The sequence below is a fragment of the Snodgrassella communis genome, from assembly GCF_914768045.1.
Taxonomy (GTDB): domain Bacteria; phylum Pseudomonadota; class Gammaproteobacteria; order Burkholderiales; family Neisseriaceae; genus Snodgrassella; species Snodgrassella communis.
Genome location: NZ_CAJZCD010000004.1, coordinates 166,136 through 184,956 on the forward strand (window position 1 = coordinate 166,136; position 18,821 = coordinate 184,956).

At 42.1% G+C, this 18,821-nt stretch carries 15 protein-coding genes and 1 tRNA gene; 12 read left to right on the plus strand and 4 right to left on the minus strand.

Features of this window, described 5'->3' with window-relative positions; translation table 11 throughout:
• The first annotated feature begins 3 nt into the window (after positions 1–3).
• From nuoI to MJ761_RS06005, 10 genes are all read left to right on the plus strand, one after another.
• A complete protein-coding gene (gene nuoI, locus MJ761_RS05960; protein WP_093091953.1) occupies positions 4–483 on the plus strand; it encodes an NADH-quinone oxidoreductase subunit NuoI in 480 nt (159 codons plus the stop codon).
• A gap of 9 nt (positions 484–492) precedes the next feature.
• Entirely contained in the window at positions 493–1,146 is a 654-nt protein-coding gene (locus MJ761_RS05965; RefSeq protein WP_037407257.1) for an NADH-quinone oxidoreductase subunit J, read from the plus strand.
• Positions 1,143–1,448, plus strand: coding sequence for an NADH-quinone oxidoreductase subunit NuoK (nuoK, locus tag MJ761_RS05970; RefSeq protein WP_025329732.1), 306 nt, complete (start codon positions 1,143–1,145; stop codon positions 1,446–1,448). The genes MJ761_RS05965 and nuoK overlap by 4 nt, the downstream gene beginning before the upstream one ends.
• Before the next feature lie 25 nt (positions 1,449–1,473).
• The gene (nuoL, locus tag MJ761_RS05975) at positions 1,474–3,498 is read left to right on the plus strand and encodes an NADH-quinone oxidoreductase subunit L (RefSeq protein ID WP_093091955.1); all 2,025 of its coding nucleotides are present in this window, start codon (positions 1,474–1,476) and stop codon (positions 3,496–3,498) included.
• A 37-nt stretch (positions 3,499–3,535) separates the two neighbouring features.
• Positions 3,536–5,029, plus strand: coding sequence for an NADH-quinone oxidoreductase subunit M (locus MJ761_RS05980; RefSeq protein WP_093091957.1), 1,494 nt, complete (start codon positions 3,536–3,538; stop codon positions 5,027–5,029).
• Positions 5,030–5,039: 10 nt separating this feature from the next.
• Positions 5,040–6,482, plus strand: coding sequence for an NADH-quinone oxidoreductase subunit NuoN (gene nuoN, locus MJ761_RS05985; protein ID WP_093091959.1), 1,443 nt, complete (start codon positions 5,040–5,042; stop codon positions 6,480–6,482).
• A gap of 130 nt (positions 6,483–6,612) precedes the next feature.
• A complete protein-coding gene (gene proB, locus MJ761_RS05990) occupies positions 6,613–7,746 on the plus strand; it encodes a glutamate 5-kinase (RefSeq protein ID WP_093091961.1) in 1,134 nt (377 codons plus the stop codon).
• Between the two features lie 668 nt (positions 7,747–8,414).
• A complete protein-coding gene (phoB, locus tag MJ761_RS05995) occupies positions 8,415–9,110 on the plus strand; it encodes a phosphate regulon transcriptional regulator PhoB (RefSeq protein WP_093091963.1) in 696 nt (231 codons plus the stop codon).
• Positions 9,111–9,146: 36 nt separating this feature from the next.
• Positions 9,147–10,499 carry a phosphate regulon sensor histidine kinase PhoR gene (gene phoR / locus MJ761_RS06000; protein ID WP_093091965.1) on the plus strand — a complete coding sequence of 451 codons (1,353 nt, stop codon included), beginning with the start codon at positions 9,147–9,149 and terminating at the stop codon, positions 10,497–10,499.
• A gap of 13 nt (positions 10,500–10,512) precedes the next feature.
• A tRNA-Lys gene (locus MJ761_RS06005) sits at positions 10,513–10,588 on the plus strand.
• A gap of 717 nt (positions 10,589–11,305) precedes the next feature.
• On the opposite strand, the gene MJ761_RS06010 is transcribed toward MJ761_RS06005, so the two are convergent.
• Together MJ761_RS06010 and MJ761_RS06015 are read right to left on the minus strand one after the other, a co-directional pair.
• The gene (locus MJ761_RS06010) at positions 11,306–11,941 is read right to left on the minus strand and encodes a hypothetical protein (RefSeq protein ID WP_093091967.1); all 636 of its coding nucleotides are present in this window, start codon (positions 11,939–11,941) and stop codon (positions 11,306–11,308) included.
• A 35-nt stretch (positions 11,942–11,976) separates the two neighbouring features.
• Positions 11,977–12,384 carry a DUF4878 domain-containing protein gene (locus tag MJ761_RS06015; RefSeq protein WP_176715065.1) on the minus strand — a complete coding sequence of 136 codons (408 nt, stop codon included), beginning with the start codon at positions 12,382–12,384 and terminating at the stop codon, positions 11,977–11,979.
• A 1,438-nt stretch (positions 12,385–13,822) separates the two neighbouring features.
• Here MJ761_RS06015 and MJ761_RS10950 point away from each other — a divergent pair.
• A complete protein-coding gene (locus MJ761_RS10950) occupies positions 13,823–14,035 on the plus strand; it encodes an integrase core domain-containing protein (protein ID WP_176715066.1) in 213 nt (70 codons plus the stop codon).
• 176 nt (positions 14,036–14,211) lie between these two features.
• A complete protein-coding gene (locus tag MJ761_RS06020) occupies positions 14,212–16,650 on the plus strand; it encodes an autotransporter outer membrane beta-barrel domain-containing protein (protein WP_093091975.1) in 2,439 nt (812 codons plus the stop codon).
• Positions 16,651–16,696: 46 nt separating this feature from the next.
• Here the strand turns inward: MJ761_RS06020 and pgl are convergent, their stop codons facing one another.
• Together pgl and MJ761_RS06030 are read right to left on the minus strand one after the other, a co-directional pair.
• A complete protein-coding gene (gene pgl, locus MJ761_RS06025) occupies positions 16,697–17,392 on the minus strand; it encodes a 6-phosphogluconolactonase (RefSeq protein ID WP_093092007.1) in 696 nt (231 codons plus the stop codon).
• 270 nt (positions 17,393–17,662) lie between these two features.
• On the minus strand, positions 17,663–18,821 hold a 1,159-nt coding region (locus tag MJ761_RS06030; protein WP_239392873.1), incomplete at its 5' end, for an autotransporter outer membrane beta-barrel domain-containing protein.

Genomic DNA, 18,821 nt, shown 5'->3' on the forward strand with positions numbered 1-18,821 from the left:
GATATGGCAAATATAATTAAAACTTTTCTACTGACCGAGTTGCTTGCGGGCATGAAAGTAACCTTAAAAAACTTTTTTGCACGTAAAGAAACCATTTATTTTCCCGAAGAAAAAACGCCACAATCGGTTCGGTTCCGTGGTCTGCATGCACAACGGCGCTATCCCAATGGTGAGGAGCGCTGTATTGCCTGCAAACTGTGTGAAGCCGTATGCCCGGCAATGGCGATTAATATTGAGTCGGAAAAACGCGAGGACGGGACACGGCGAACAACCCGTTATGATATCGATCTGACCAAATGTATCTTCTGCGGTTTCTGTGAAGAAGCCTGTCCAGTAGACGCTATTGTAGAAACACAGATTTTCGAATATCACGGTGAAAAACGCGGAGATCTGTATTTCACCAAACCCATGTTGCTGGCCATTGGCGATCGTTATGAAGAAGATATCGCCAAATGCAAAGCTGCAGATGCACCGTATCGCTAAGGGGTAGTCATGAATTTACCATTAATACTGTTTTATGTATTTGCTGCGGTCATTCTGCTGGGCGCAATCAATACAGTGATTGCCAAAAATCCGGTACATGCAGTTTTGTTTCTGGTGCTGACATTCTGTGCCAGTGCCATGATGTGGATTCTGATGCAGGCCGAATTTCTGGGCATTGTGCTGGTGGTGGTCTATGTAGGGGCAGTAATGGTGCTGTTCCTGTTTGTCATCATGATGCTGAATATTGATATTGAACAGATGCGCGCTGGATTCTGGCGTCATGCGCCCATTGCCGCACTGGTAGGTATTCTGACTGCTGCACTGCTGATTGTGATTCTGGTGAATCCACAGCTGGATTTAGCACATCTGGGTACAGACAAACCACTGCCTGCTGATTACAGTAATGTACGTGACTTAGGTATGCAGATTTACACGACCTATCTGTTACCATTTGAACTGGCCGCTATATTGCTGGTGCTGGGGATGGTTGCTGCCATTGCACTGGTACACCGGCAAACGCCTAATCCACGTCGTACCAATCCGGCCGAACAAGTTAAAGTGCAGGCCAAAGACCGTTTCCGTATGGTGAAAATGCAGCCTGAAGTGGCTACACCAATAACCGAAACCCGTGAAGAAGCGACAGCAGGGGAGGAAAAAGCATGATTACCTTAACCCATTATCTGGTTCTCAGCGCGATACTATTTGCCATTTCTGCCATGGGCATTTTTATGAACCGCAAAAACGTACTTGTGCTGCTGATGTCAATTGAATTAATGCTACTGGCGGTAAACTTTAATTTCGTGGCTTTTTCCCGTTATCTCGGTGACACAGCCGGACAGATTTTTGTCTTTTTTATTCTGACAGTCGCTGCGGCAGAATCTGCTATTGGTCTGGCGATTATGGTGCTGATTTTCCGTAACCGTCAGAGCATCAACGTACAGGATCTGGATAGCCTCAAAGGCTAACGGGTGAGAGGAACAAGAGAAAATTATGTCTATTTATCTGATTATTGCTTTGGCTCCACTCATCGGTTCACTGCTGGCCGGCTTGTGTGGCAAGCTGATTGGTCGTAGGGGAGCACATAGCGTGACCATTGCCGGTGTGGCTATTTCTGCGGCATTATCTGCGTGGGTGCTTTATGGTTTGATGAACGGCACCCGCCAGCCTTTTGATGAAAACGTCTATACTTGGCTGACCATGGGCGGGCTGGATTTTTCAGTTGGCTTCCTGATTGATAACCTAACCGCCACTATGTTAGTGATTGTCACCAGCGTGTCATTGATGGTGCATATCTATACCATTGGTTACATGAGTGATGATGATGGTTATCAGCGCTTCTTCAGTTATATCTCCCTGTTTACCTTTTCCATGCTGATGCTGGTAATGAGTAATAACTTTATCCAGCTGTTCTTTGGCTGGGAAGCAGTGGGGCTGGTATCTTATCTGCTGATTGGTTTTTACTTCAAACGTGACAGCGCCATCTTTGCCAATCTGAAAGCATTTCTGGTTAACCGTGTTGGCGACTTTGGCTTTGTATTGGGAATTGGCTTGATACTTGCTTATTTTGGCGGCAGTCTGCGCTATGCTGATGTGTTTCAGTATATAGATCAAGTGAAAAATGCCACCATCGAACTGATTCCCGGCCATCCTTGGTCATTAATTACCGTTACCTGCATTCTGCTGTTCGTAGGAGCGATGGGTAAATCTGCCCAGTTTCCATTGCATGTATGGCTGCCGGATTCAATGGAAGGACCAACTCCGATTTCTGCGCTGATTCACGCCGCCACCATGGTGACAGCCGGTATTTTCATGGTGTCACGCATGTCTCCACTATATGAACTGTCTGATACCGCACTGGGTGTGATTATGGTATCTGGCACCATTACCGCGCTGTTTATGGGCTTTCTGGGCATGATTCAGAACGACATCAAGCGAGTGATTGCCTATTCCACCTTGTCACAACTTGGTTATATGACTGTGGCACTGGGTGCTTCAGCCTATAATATTGCCGTATTCCATGTCATGACCCATGCTTTCTTCAAAGCCCTGTTATTCCTCGCGGCCGGTAGCGTGATTATGGGCATGCACCATGATCAGGATATGCGCCATATGGGTGGCTTGCGCAAGTATATGCCGGTAACGTGGATTTGTATGCTGATTGGTTCCCTGTCACTGATTGGTACCCCATTCTTCTCTGGCTTCTATTCCAAGGATTCCATTATTGATGCAGTCAAAGCGTCAAATCTGCCATTCAGCAGTATTGCCTATGTTGCGCTGGTAGCCAGTGTCTTTGTGACCGCTTTCTACTCATTCCGCCTGTATTTTCTGGTCTTTCACGGCGAAGAAAAATGGCGTAAAGCCGAGCATGGTGAGCATCATCACAGCGAAGAGCACCATGGTCTGCGTCCACAGGATAATCCGCATGAAAGCCCGCTAGTGGTAACCATTCCGCTGATTCTGCTGGCTATTCCTTCAGTATTTGTCGGCATGTGGGCCATCAAACCAATGTTATTTAGTGATTTCTACCAGCATGTGATATTCATTAATAGTGCAGCACATCCGGCGCTGGCTACGGTAGAAGAAGAATATCACGGCATCTTTGCCATGGCCTTACACAGCCTAACCACACCTGTGTTATGGCTGGTGATTGCCGGGGTAGTACTGGCGTGGTTCTTCTACATGAAAAAACCGCATATTCCAGCCAGAATCGTGGCGTCTATCCGTCCAGTTTATGCCCTGCTGGATAACAAATACTATCTGGATGCACTTTACTATAACGTTTTTGCCAAAGGCAGCCGTCTGCTGGGAACGTTGTTCTGGAAAGTAGGCGACGTTTTCATCATTGATAAATTAATCGTTAACGGTGCCGCGCGCGTCGTGGCTACTATTGCAGCATTGGTACGGCGGATTCAGACCGGCTACATCTATACCTATGCAACCGCAATGGTGGTTGGTGTGTTTGTGCTGGTAGCGTGGACTTTCTGGCCATTGCTGAAAACCATGTTCGGCGGTTAATTGAAAGCATTCAACTTGGTATCTTTAGGCTATAAATATGTACGATAACTTACTCAGTTTGGCGATTTGGCTGCCTGTGGCAGCCGGCATCGTAGTGCTGGCGACTGGCTCAGACAGGCACGCTGGTATAGCCAGAATGCTGGCCTTAATCGGTGCGCTGGTTTCCTTTTTAATCACCATACCGCTGTTTTGCAAATTTGATCGTTTAAATGGTGGCTTCCAATTCACAGAATTTCATGTCTGGATTGAAAGTCTCAACATCAACTATGCATTAGGTGTTGATGGCCTGTCTGTCCTGTTTGTGATTCTGAACAGCTTCACAACCTTACTGGTGGTGCTGGCTGGCTGGCAGGTTATTCAGAAACGGCCGGCACAATATATGGCAGCTTTCCTGATTATGTCGGGACTGATTAATGGCGCGTTTGCAGCCATGGATGCCATTTTGTTCTACGTGTTCTTTGAAGGCATGCTGATTCCGATGTATCTGATTATCGGTATCTGGGGCGGTCCAAGGCGCGTATACGCATCCATCAAGTTTTTCCTGTATACCCTGATGGGTTCGTTGCTGATGTTGGTTGGTTTTGTGTATCTGTCTACCCAGACTGGCGGTTTCTCAATTGAAGCATGGCACAACATCAAGCACATTGCCATGACGGCGCAGATTTTACTGTTTATTGGTTTTTTCCTGTCTTTTGCAGTGAAAGTGCCAATGTGGCCAGTCCACACATGGCTACCGGATGCACACGTGGAAGCGCCCACTGGTGGTTCAATGGTGTTGGCTGCCATTACCCTGAAGATCGGTGCCTATGGCTTCTTGCGTTTTATGCTGCCTATCCTGCCGGATGCCGCGCGTTATTTTGCGCCAGTAATCATCGTACTGAGTCTGGTAGCGGTGATTTATATCGGTATGGTAGCGCTGGTACAGACAGACATGAAAAAACTGGTGGCTTATTCTTCCATCAGCCACATGGGTTTTGTTACCTTAGGTTTCTTCCTGTTTACCGGCGGATATTTGAATGAATGGGCCTTTAAAGGTGCCATCATGCAAATGGTGTCACATGGGTTTGTTTCTGCTGCCATGTTCATGAGTATTGGTGTCATGTATGACCGCATGCATACCCGCGATATTTCTGCCTACGGTGGCGTGGTAAACAGTATGCCCGTATTTGCCTCTTTCATGCTGCTGTTTGCCATGGCCAATGCCGGCTTACCCGGTACTTCCGGTTTTGTGGGCGAATTCATGGTAATTGTTGGTGCAGTAAAAACCAATTTCTGGATTGGTGCTCTGGCTGCGTTAACCCTGATTTATGGTGCAGCCTATACCCTGTGGATGTTTAAACGGGTTATTTTTGGCACCATCAAAAACCCCGAAGTGGCGCAATTAAAAGATGTGAATAAACGCGAACTGCTTATACTGGTGATTCTGGCCATAGCGGTACTCGGTTTTGGTTTGTATCCTGAACCATTTATTGCCGTTGTTCATCAGGCAGCAAATGATTTAATTGTCCAAGCGGCACAAAGCAAACTGTAAGGAAATGTGAATGAACTGGACAGATTTAACAATATTTCCCGCTGTACCGGAACTGGTGCTGACTGTAGTACTGTTCACAGTGCTGCTGGTGGATTTATGGCTCAATGACAAACAACGCTGGATAACCTGTACCTTGTCAATCATTGGATTGATCATAACGACAACCGCACAGTTTCTGGTTTGGAAAGAACAGCCTCAATATGCGTTCCATGATATGTTTGTATTGGATGGTATGGCACAGCTAGCCAAGATATGCATGTATATTTTGGTGATTGCCTTGTTTATTTACAGCCAGTCTTATCTGCGCGCCAAGAATATCTATCAGGGTGAATTTTATACACTGACCCTGTTTGCCTTATTGGGCATGAATATCATGGTTTCAGCCTGTCATTTTCTTACCCTGTATGTAGGGCTGGAATTGCTGTCACTGGCGCTGTACGCTCTAATTGCCCTGCAACGCGACAGTGGTCGTGCAGCTGAAGCAGCACTGAAATATTTTGTGCTAGGTGCACTGGCTTCGGGATTGCTGCTGTATGGTATTTCACTGATTTATGGTGCAACAGGTACTTTGCAATTGCAGCAGGTGTTGGCTGCCAGTCAAAACAGTGCCAATCCGTGGCTATTAAAACTTGGCGTAGTATTTATTGTAGCCGGCATTGTATTTAAACTGGGTGGCGTGCCTTTCCATATGTGGGTGCCTGATGTGTATCAGGGAGCACCTACCGCTGTTACCGCACTGGTGGGTACCGCGCCAAAAATTGCCGCCACAGTATTTGCTTTCCGCATTCTGGTTTATGGCTTGCTCACCCAATGGGAAAGCTGGCGTGAATTATTGCTGATATTGGGTATTGCTTCGTTGTTAGTCGGTAATCTGGCCGCTATCATGCAAGCCAATATCAAACGTATGCTTGGTTTTTCTACCGTTGCACACATGGGTTTTATTCTACTGGCCTTGCTGGCGGGGCAAACTGGTTGTACCGCGGCCATATACTACGCCATCACCTATGCTTTAATGGCTTCTGTAGCGTTTGCTATTCTGATGTTGTTGTCCGGCAGAGATGTTGAATGCCAGAATATCAGCGATCTGGCTGGCCTGAATCAGAAAAATGCTTGGTATGCATTTTTAATGCTGCTGGCGATGTTTTCCATGGCCGGTATTCCGCCGTTGATGGGCTTTTATGCCAAACTGGCGGTTATCAAGGCATTACTCGCTAGTGGTTATCTGTGGGTTTCTGTATATGCAGTAGTCATGTCACTGATCGGGGCTTTCTATTATCTGCGTGTGGTTAAAACCATGTATTTTGATACACATAATTCTGTTGCAGAGTCTACTTTTAACATGACCTTTCTGGGTAAAGTAGTTTTATCTGTTAATGGTTTACTGTTACTGCTATGGGGTGTTTTGCCGGACAGCGTGATGGCTTGGTGTGTACAGGCATTGCTGCATAGTTAAAACGCTTTGCTCTTTCAGACAGCAGCCCCAATGGCTGCTGTTTTTGTAACTGTTGAATACCCTTATCAAAGATAATAACCACAGGTAAAATGACTCATATAACCGTTAAAATAACAACTGCAAGGTAAGCATGAATAATTCAGAATTTAATATCCACCAAGTTCAATGTGTGGTGGTAAAGGTAGGTTCTAGCCTTGTTACCAATGGTGGAGATGGGGTAGACCAGAATATCCTGAATATCTGGGCACAGCAGATTGCACAATTGCGAGCCCGTGGTATTCAGGTGGTGCTGGTTTCCAGTGGTGCGATTGCAGAAGGAATGAAACGGCTGGGCTGGCTGGTACGACCAAAAGCGATTAACGAATTACAGGCAGCTGCTGCTGTAGGGCAAATGGGGCTGGCACAGGCATATGAAGTTGCGTTTGAGTCGCTGCATATCCAGACAGCACAGATTTTACTTACTCATGATGATTTGAGCCATCGTACCCGCTATCTGAATGCACGCAGTACCATCCGTACTCTGCTGGAGCAGGGCGTTGTGCCAATAATTAATGAAAATGATTCCGTTACCATTGATGAAATCAAGCTTGGTGATAATGATACTCTGGGGGCACTGGTTACTAATCTGATTGAAGCAGATGTGCTGATTATCCTGACGGATCAGGATGGATTGTACGACCGCGACCCGCGCCAGTATGCCGACGCCAAATTTATCCATAAAATTGCAGCCAGCCACCCGGATCTGGAAAATATGGCTGGTGGTGCAGGTAGCAGTGTAGGTACGGGAGGAATGTATACCAAAGTACTGGCTGCCAGACGGGCTGCTTTAAGTGGTGCGGCAACCTGTATTGCTAATGGACATGCCGATAATATACTAATCCAGTTGCTGCAAGGAATACAGATAGGTACTTTGTTCACACCAGCAGGTAATCGCTTGAGTGCACGTCAGCAATGGATGCTGGGGCAGGTTCAGCTGGTAGGTAAACTAATAGTTGACGAGGGCGCAATGCAGGCACTAACAGTGCAGCATTCCAGCCTGTTGGCCATTGGTTGTGTCGCAGTCAGCGGCCATTTTGAGCGAGGTGCATTGGTGGCCGTATGTAATCAAGCTGGTACAGAGATTGCCCGAGGACTGGTTAATTATAATAACCATGAAATCATACGTTTACTGCGGCAGCCATCGCAGGCAATTGAAAAATTATTGGGCTATGTGGCTGAAAAAGAGCTGATTCATCGGGATAATATGGTGCTGTGTCATAGCTGAATTTAATTATAAGCAGACATTTAGTATTACTTGAATTGTCTAGGTAACCAATTTAGCCGAAAGATAAAAAATACACTCGCGCATACCGACCATATTTTCTGGCCAGTAATAACCGGAATATAAGTTTATTGGAAATTTTTGTCTGTATCTAATTAAAATAAGTCCTGATCAATACAAATTTATATCCATTCACTATAAAAAATATTTAAATTCATGCTATTAAATTTTTATTTTGCTGGTGGAATCAATCGTGGTTTTATCATTTAATACTGTATTATTCAATATGGTTATCCTGATTGGCGAAAAAACAGTGATTCTTTAGCGCAAAATATAAAATAGAGTCGTTTATCGATCAATAAAAACTAAATCCAAAAATTAAAATATATTTGCTGAAAAATGATAATTAAGTTTTATGATAACAAGGTTTATATGATTTTGTTTAAATCTATTGATAGCACATTGCTTAGCTTTATATAAGACAATAAGGCAAGATATTTTTTATGCAGTATAAACTTATATTGTGTTAGCATGGTAATGGTTACTCCAATACTTAACCTGTGCAGCAGATTTATCTCTGGCACGGTTTTTTTCTGGACGGCTGATTTTATATCTTTCTGTTTTAATTATTAATCTGTAACAATAGATGATTATCTGGTCAGGAAAAATATATGGCAGAAGTGATGATATTAGTTGTAGAAGACGAGGCTGCAATTTCTACCCTGATTCAATTTACTTTAGAGCAGGCCGGTTTTGTGGTGCAATGCGTCGCCAGTGTGGAGGCTGCTCAGCCAATACTGCAATCCAGACTGGCAGATGTATTGTTACTGGATTGGATGCTGCCTGGGACTTCTGGTATTGATTTTATCCGGCAGCTACGTAATGATGTCCGTAGTCGTGATTTACCGATTATTCTGCTAACCGCACGGGGTGAAGAAACAGATAAAGAACAGGGGCTGAATCTGGGGGCAGACGACTATATAACCAAACCTTTTTCTCCGCGCGAGTTGGTTGCACGTATTAACGCGCTCCTGCGCCGGCGCGCTCCGCAAAAAACCAGCACACCATTGCATGTTCATGATCTGGAACTGAACCCGCAACAGCAGCGGGTGCAAGTAAACGGGCAAATCATTGCTCTGGGACCAAGCGAATTTAAATTATTACATTTTTTTATGACTCATCCTGATAGGATATACACCCGTCGCCAGCTTCTGGATCTAGTGTGGGGTGATCATGTGTTTATTGAGGAACGAACGGTAGATGTTCATATTCGTCGCTTAAGACGCGGGCTAGAAACTGTTGGTTATGATTACCTGATCCAAACAGTGCGTGGTAGTGGTTATCGTTTTGCCTGTAATCAGGAATAATTACCGGATTTACATCGGGTTGGAATATGCATCCTTATGGCTGAACTACGCCGTCATTTGTATTTAATACTATCTACTCTGATAGTGGTCGCTTTGCTGTCATTGCTGATTGGCGGCGTGCAATTAATGCTGTTAGGACTGTGTTGCCTGTCTTTTTTATGGCTGATAGGTTACTGGTATCATTTAATCAAACTGGTACGCTGGCTGGAACGGCCAAAGCTGCGCAATGTGCCTCATGGCATTGGTATCTGGAACAATATTTTCAATACGCTGATGTTACAGGCTAAAAGTCGCAAAAAGCGTAAACAGAAACTAGGCGTAGCCTTACTGCGTTTTAACCGCATTGCCGAAACTATACCGGAAGGTGTGCTGATTCTGGGATTGGATGGTCGTATCCAGTGGCTGAATCATGTCGCTGCTATACATTTAAATCTGAATGCAGAACGTGACATTAATGGCATACTGGCTGAACTGATGGGAAGTACCGATTTCAAACAGTTTTTGAATAAACAGACACCGGCATCTGTGGATATGAAGCTTACTCTTGATAATAGTGATAGCGGATTACCCCGAATATTAAATATTATACGTACACCATTTGACGAACAGGCAACACTGATTATTACTCAAGATATTACTGCTGCCGAACAATTAAATGCCACTCGTACAGCCTTTGTGGCCAATGTTTCACATGAGCTGAGGACACCTCTGACTGTCATCAATGGTTTTCTGGAAACATTGACTGATATGCCAGAACTGCCACAGGAGCAGCGCCAGTCATTTATCGCCCTGATGAGTAAAGAAGGCGCACGCATGCGCAATCTGCTAGCCGATCTGCTGACTTTATCCCGCTTGGAAAGCCAGACTGATATTTCCATGCGCAAACAGCCGGTAAATCTCACTGCTCTGGCAGAACAGGTGGTGCATGATGCCAGAATCCTGTCAGCAGATAAACATACCTTTGTCTGTGAACTGGCTACAGATATCTGGGTTAATGGTATTCAGCAGGATTTGTATAATGCTTTCAGTAATCTGCTGTTTAATGCTGTACGCTACACGCCACCACAGGGAACTATTGCCGTCCGCTTAAGGAGTGAACAGGATCAGTATGATTTTTGGCGGGCAATTTTTCAGGTTAGTGATACTGGAGCGGGTATTGCGGCGGAACATATACCGCATCTGACAGAGCGTTTCTATCGAGTGGATTCCGGTCGTTCACGCCAGAGCGGTGGTACTGGACTTGGTCTGGCGATTGTTAAACATGCACTGGCTGAACATAACGGTAAATTACAAATTGAAAGTGTCGTTGGCAGTGGCAGTACCTTCAGTGCCATATTGCCACAGATGAAAAGCGCTAAGGGACTTGACAGCTACAGTACTCTTGTCTAAAATGCGCGCTCTCGGGTCGTTAGCTCAGTCGGTAGAGCAGCGGACTTTTAATCCGTTGGTCGAGCGTTCGAATCGCTCACGACCCACCATCAATCTTTTCCTTTCTTTTATATCTTTCAGCATTTTACGCATTATATCTGCTGTTATCGTTTCTTCCTCAGATTTATATACTGTGCCTAAATTGTGACAATTATCCGTCATAATGTTGGCAATCTACATTGTGTACATCACATAAATCTAATACACAGTACTGATGGTGTGACTATACTATTTTCGGGCATGTTGATACAACAATCCGAATTCTGCCTAGCCGTAAGGCTATTATAAAAATAAATGGTTTTATGAAGAATTGATACTATCTATTATATAAACATTTTCTAATGCTAATTTAATACTTTCGTCATAAAACTATTGATATTGATAGATGCCGTTTTACTGCATAAAATCTTTACTCCTACCGCTTGTAATTGGAGTGATGAGGCGCTATGTCATCTTTTGGCTGATATTGAATGCCAGCTTCTTTTGGTTGTCTGAATTACAGATAAATAGTGATCAATTCAGCTATTTATCTGCTCACAGAACACAAATCAAGATAGTACTACATTTTAAAATAATATAGCCCCACTTGGCCGCCAATTTTGGCAATTGTTTTTTCAACCAGATAAAGATATGGATATTCGGACATTTTCAGTGCAGTAATTTTTATTATCAAAGCAACTAAATATATATAATTCTAAAAATAAAAGTAATTCAGCTAAGCACATATTGTTATATTGAACCAGTAGAATTCTAACATTTTTCTCAAGCTACATAATTAAATTATCAACTTGATAAATCACTTTTATATCTGGATAGTCTACGAAAGCTTGAGGAAACAGATATTCACCTTTAAAAAACGGTGCGGATATATAGTTCCATTTAGGTTTAAATGATGGATGAAATTGAGCAATTGAATCTGATAATAATGTTGTGCAATACAGATGCGGTTCATCTTTACTACTTAAAATAAAAGGTCTTCCACGCTGATTTAGAATAAAAGCAGCAATCTTATGCTTTTCTTGCTGATTCAGGAACATAGGTCGAATTATAGCACCTTTCTGTGCCAATTTTGGACTCAAAAAATATTCCAGTTCGGAAACAATGACCTGATTTGAGGCAGATTCGCCATCATCTGTTGTTGCATGTACAACCAAAATTTTAGGGTGTAATTGGACAATCATTCCTATATGTGAATACTCGCTTTTACCCAAGTAACTGATCCAACGACTGTCATTGACAGTACCCAATCGTACCACCCAATCACCAATCTTCAGTGTGGGCAGATTCTGAAGCTTTCTATATTGAGAAGATTGATGCCGTTCATAAAAAAATGTAACAGTACCGCCCACCAGAATGAGAATAATCAGTAAAGAGTAAATAAAGTATCTATGATGTTTACGCATATATTAAAAAACCTGCTTACGCAGGTGTTCATTATTTAAATTTTCAGTTTCCAGCCATCATCTGTTTTAATTAATCGTATATGTTCTTCTTTGGGCTTTTCTGACTTTTTGAAAGTGACCGTTACCGGAACATCCGCAAATTTCTTATCATTATCGTATTTTGGTTCTCCTACAGATATTTCTTTTATACCGCCATTTTTAACGGCAAATTCTTTTCTATGAGCAATTTCAGCTTTAATTTTACCGGATAGCATCTCCGGCAATCCAGCTTTTTTCTTATCTTGCTCACTAAGATAAATCATAGAAATAGCTGTTTCACTGTCGCCAGCATATACCGCTTCAGTATATTTTTTGGCGGCTGCTTCCGGTGTAGACGCACCACCGCAAGCAGCAAGAGCCAGTAAAATGCATAAGCCTGTCAGTAAACTAAATATTTTTTTCATACTATGCATACCTATGTATGTTAATGAATGATAATCTAGGATAATGTTAACTTTATATTGATAATTTATCAATATAAAGCAGTGCATAATGGATAATGCTATGTATGGTCTGATACCGTCTTCCATATATAGCTTATATATATTTTGCTTTGCTCGTGTCGCGCAATCTAATTTATGTTAATGAAAGAATAAAATCCTCTCTATGGAGTGGTAACTCCTATTTAAACGTCAAAGTTAAAGGGTAGCAGTTTGTTAAATTCATTCAGAAAAAATCTAATGATGGATGTAATCTTTTATAATTTTGCCAATATGCATACGTTGTAAAGGATAGTTGTTGTAAATACCTCAAAGTTAGTACAAGATTCAGATAGAAAAATATGCTGCTTGTTTAAGGGTTTTATATTTAATTTGTGTCATATTATTTAATGCTTCATCAGGTCTTTCAGTATTATAAGTAACTATTCTTTGGTTACCTTTCTTGCTTGTTTTGGATTATTAAATAGATATAAATCCAATATTTCAATTAATGCTTAATCATTTTTTATATTTAGTTTTCTGTGAATTAGCTGATAGATATTTTTATTTTGAAAATGTATTGCTTTAGGGTAAGTTGATGACAAAATTTGAATTTTGCTGTTCGGTAAGGGTATTGCAAAAATAAATGGGTTTATGAAGTAATTGATATTATTTTGGCAAATAAGTTTTTTAATGCTAATTTAATACTCTCTCGATGAAGCCATTTGTTATTGATAGATGCAGCGTTGATTAAATTATTTAATTTGGTGATTTTTCCAGTACGTAATTCTGATTTTTGTCGGATAGAGCAGTGTTTACCATATAAAACCATTATTATCACTGGGGCTAATTATGGGGTTGGTGAGGCATTGTGCCATCTTTTAGCTGATATTGAATGCCAACTCATTCTGGACGCCTAGACTACAGATAAATAGCAATCAATTCAGTGACCATTAATTGATAGAAAAGCAAAGATCAAGACATTCTATGCGGATTTGCGTGAGCTTAGGATGTTAGATAATTTGATAAGCTATTTATAAGTTTTTCATGTTGATGTATTAATTAATAATGCTGATATTTTGATTTGTCGCCCGATTATATAATCTTTAAATCGTATGCAAGATTTTAAAAGATAAACTATTTTGCGTTTGTCAAATTATATCTGGCTTTGATTCCGCTAATTGCTATCATGACGTCTTGCATATAGGTAAATATCTAAACTTATAATTTTAAGAATTGAATTATTATTAATTTTAATATTAAAGTAGATTGTAATAGAAAAATTTAAAAATAATTGTTTATTTAGAATATTTTGTTGGGAATTTGGTGATTGTTTAGATAATTAATAATATTTTAATTAGAATTTGGTGTTGACTTCTAAAATTGAAAAATCTAGTTCAAAGTATGGATAGATTATAGGCTAGTGTCTACCGGAAAAGCGTTCATCTACTGGGCAAAATCACATGATATAGCTATTAATTATATTAAATTAGGTAGCTCATATCAAAACGGTTATATTGAACGATTTAATCATATGTATCGCACAGAAGTATTAAAGTTATATCTTTTAGCAACCTGGAAAATAATGAGTATAACAAAGGAAAGGCTAACGATTTATAACACTGAAAGATCCTAGTAAAGCATTCAATATCATGATTCTATTTGAATATGTGAAAGGATTATATACACATAATATTTATATGGATTTATTCATAAATTGTTGTTAAATTAACGCATTGATAGCGAAACATATGTACGTTATTGTAAATATATATTATACTATTTTTTATTATTTTTATTTGGTCGATTATTATGAAATTTATTTCTCCTCCTGCAAAAATTAAAACGATATTATTGGTTGTTTTAGGATCATTGTCCGCGTATAGTTTGGCTGCTACTACTTGCACTGACCGGAATGGGTGTGATATCGGGGCGGGTACAGCTTTGGGCAGTGATGTGAAGATTGCTGCTGGCCAATATCAGAATGTGGTGCCTACTCCTGCAGAATTCCAAGAAGGGTGGAATAGTTCTTTGTTTCATATTGGCAATGATTTTAATGCACAAAATTCCCCTCCTATTAAAGCCGAATTTACTCCGGGAACAAATATTATATTGGATCTGTCTTTTTTAGAGAGGCCAGGTTATGAAACGGATAAGGAAGAACGTGTTGGTTTTACAGGTGTTGGCATTGGATCATCTGCGGGAGGAGAAGACCCTATTGAGGTTATTATTCCCAAAGGAGTGCAGTTTACGCTAAAAGGAGGCCCGAAAGAATCTGATAATAATATTACTGGTATCGGATTAGATGAGGGGCATGTTGATTCTCAGGCTGACTTTATTATTAATGCACCTGTTTCTGAGGCTTACGATGTTTATGGGGGGATACTAGATGCACATCATCATAAAATAACTTTAGGTAAAGACAGCTATTTTTCCGGAGCAGCTCAGGTTCAATTTGAGGGTACACTGAATCTGGATCATGTGGATATACAAGGGAGTGGTGAATGGAATTTGGGCGTAGATTCATATGAACAGGGAAAGGCGAATATCAGGAATACTTCAATCAAGCTAACTCATAATAACAGTGTTGGCTTTATGATTGCTAGTGGCGGTAAAATTAATGTAGATAATAGTACGATTAATGCTGGTTATGGCATTGGTGTATTTAGCCGTCAAGGTTCTGAAGACGATGTAAGAGATAAAAACGTTTTTAATATTAAGGATAGTAGTTTGATTGCCAGAGATGCTTTGGTGGTTGTAAATTATCGTCGTCTTTTTGATGATGATAGTGTTGAGGATGATGCTTTGGCGGATGCTGATGTTGCAGCGCAAGAACCACTGGTATTAACAGCAGATCATTCTGAACTTGCAGGACGGACATATGTGGATTTACGTCCGGCACCAAAATTAATATTTAATCTGAAAAATGGTTCCTCCTGGCTGATTAATGGTAATAGTGAGCTGGATGAGCTGAATATTCACGATTCTAGTATTTCTTTTAGTAAAGGTGGTCAATTTAAAACACTGACGATTCATGGTGATCTGAGTGGCAGTAATGGTTTGTTTAATCTGAATTCTAGTCTGGCTGATCAGCAGGCGGATAAGATTGTGATTGAAGGTAAGGTACATGGGGAGCATAAGATCAGTGTAGCTGATAGCCGTAAACGACCAAAAACGCCGAATGGAAAAATAACGCTGGTCGAATCCAATGGTGGTGATGGTTCGTTTAGTATGGTGCAGGATTATGTAGATGCGGGTAAATACCGTTATTTCTTCCATCAGGAGGGTAATAACTGGGTTTTAAGCAATGATAAGGGTGCAGTGTCTTCTGGTGGTGGCCATGGGGCTGATTATGAAATCAGTGATTTTGCCAATTCTTTGATCAGTATGCGTCAGGCTGCTAATCAGTTTGTGTATCAGCTACAGGAACCGTTGAATGCGCGCCTCGCTAGTCTGAAATCGCAGCCTCGGGGTAGTAATAATAATTTGTGGCTGGACAGTAATTATGCTCATGATCATTTTGATAGTACGGGCACCAGTGATGGTCTGGCTACGGCAGGCTTCAAGCAGAAGTCTTATAGTTTGCAATTAGGTTATGATCATGTTTTGCCATTGGGTGATGGTGAGAATAATCAGACGTATCTGGGTGCTTTTGTGGGACAGGGGCATTCAAGTGTGGATTTTAATGGCAATTATAAAGACGGTAATCTGAAAGCGGTAACTACTGGTATTTATGCTGGCTGGCAGAATGCCGGCGGTTGGTTCGCAGATGCGGCTTACCGATACAGTCATTTGAAAACGTCTGCCAGTAAGATGGATAATGCGACATGGCACGCGAATAGTCTGAGTGCTCAGTTAGGCAAGGATTTCAGTCTGGCTGATAAGTGGGTGGTTACGCCGAAGCTCGGGATGACGGTTGGACGCTTATCTGGCGATGAGTATACCAACAGTACTACTTTTTATCGCAGTAAGCTGGGAGCCGCAGTTAAAACTTCATTTGCTTTGAATAAGGTAAGTTTGAATCCTTATGTAGGTGCATATTGGCTGCATGATAAAAGTGGTCTGGGTCATGCTGTTGTTGATGATGAAAATCTGCGTATTGCCGGTGCGGGTAACAGTGGTTTGTATGAAGCTGGTATGGGGGTGGATTTTGATCACAATAATCATGCTGATTTTAAGCTTAATTATGCCAATGGTCAGAAAACTGAACAGAAATTCGGCATTAATCTGAATTACCGTTATTCATGGTAAAAGCAGATTTGGTTTTATGTATTGCGCCAGCCTTGCTGGCGCATTTTTATTGTGCCAGATAAATCTGTATTTTTGGTTGCTGCTGTAATACAGCTCGGATGGGCATTTGATCTGTATCGTTGCCGGCTAATGCCTGCTGAAATACTTGTTGCTGTTTTTTTCCAACTAGCTGGAGATATAGGTGACGACTATTGAGAATAACCGGTAGGGTTAATGAAATACGCTTATGCGGGGCAGTGAGAGGCTGCATATCAATAACCATTCTGTTGGAATGCATATCCAGTCCTTTGCTGAGGTTTTCTGCATGAGGGAACAGTGATGCTGTGTGGCCATCTTCACCCATTCCTAATACCAGTACATCTATTGGTAAGGGCAGGGCTTGCTGTAATCGGGTGTGGATTTCATCGATGCTGTCGCCGGGGGTATCGGCTATGGTTTTCAGGCTGATGAAATGAGCATTTTTAGCCTGATTCTGCAATAAGTGCGTACGCATTAGACGTTCGTTGCTGTCTTCATGCTCTTTGTCTACCCAACGTTCATCTACTAAGGTGATATGGATTTTTTCCCATGGCAGGGTTGTGTGGCTTAATATCTGGAGCAATTCTATAACAGCAGGCCCTCCGGAAAGTGCCAGTGATGCTTGAGCGCGCTGGGCAACTGCTTGTTGCAGGTTGTTGCTGATGGCGGCAGCAAGTGCGGTGTTCATTGCTATGCGGGTTGGGTATTCATGGGGCTGATACATGGTGATTTCCTCTGTTTGTTGCAATGTATTTTTACGCAGAAGGTGGCAAGCAGTCATGATGGCTTGTATTCGGTATTTTTTGTTTGTGTTTTAAAGTTTGTTTTGGGGAGTTTAAGTTGGTTTAATTATTCTCGGGTACTGAGTTAATATGTTTTTAACGGGGTAATTGTTGTTAAATAATTCAATATATTTGGTATTTCTGGTTGTGTGGTTAAGTGGTAAAAGGCCAAATCCTTGCTGATGGATTTGGCCTTGATGGTGTTTGCTTGGTTACCAGTTAACTTTCAATCCCACAGAACCGCTTAGCGGTGCTTTTATTCGTGCATTACCGCCGTTGGACCAGGTGTGACCGATTTCGCTGTACATTTTTATTCTCTCATTAATGTTATAGGTGGCACCTATAGCCAGTTCTGTACTGGTGTGCGCAGCACCGGAATGCAATGTTGTTGCTGCGATATTGGTGCTGTAGGTGGTTTGGTCTGCACCATCAGGTGAGTAGAACACGTTAACACGGACATAAGGATGCAAGATTCCTTGGTTAAGTTGATAGTTGCCTTGTATGCGGCCACCTAGTCTGAACAGCCACGCATTATTATGATTGTGGCTGACGCTGGTGCGTCCGCTGATGTCGGTGTTGTTTAGATTTAGCCACTGATGCACTATTTGTGCCTGTGGTTCTATTTCCCAGTTGCTGTTGCTGAGGGTGAATGGTTTTCCTGTTTCGATTGATGCGGTGAAACCATGGCCTTTCTGGGTGCTGTTGTGATTACCATTGGGTTTGATGTCGACATGATGATGTGCGCCTTGTAGGACGATATCAAGATAGGCTCCGTTGGCGTAAACATAATTACTATAGGCTCCGAGGAAGTAGGATTTTGATGTGTTTTTGCCTACTTTGCCATATATGCCGCTGGCAAAGCCATCAACATTCATATCACTGTAGATATAACCTAGATAACCGCCGATTCGCCAGCCTTGATTGTGCCAGATATCGCTGCCCAGTTGTACGCCGGCATAGTTGCCGGTGGAATGAGCATCAGGAGTGCCGTCTTGCCGCATATCTGTTCGGCCGGAAATGATGCGTCCCCAGCTTATGCGTTCATCTGCTGTTGGTGTGGTGCCAATTCTTTGATGCATATTGCTCAGCATGATGATATCGGTTTGCCGGAGTTGCGCAGCAACAGCAGCATACAGAGGAACCTCTTTGCGGTAAGTTGGTTTCGGTTTTGATGAATGATGACCATTTTCTGGTTGATTCGGGTTATTCGGGTTATTCGGGTTATTCGGGTTATTCGGGTTATTCGGGTTATTCGGGTTGTTCGGGTTGTTCGGGTTGTTCGGGTTGTTCGGGTTGTTCGGGTTGTTCGGGTTGTTCGGGTTGTTCGGGTTGTTCGGGTTGTTCGGGTTGTTCGGGTTGTTCGGGTTGTTC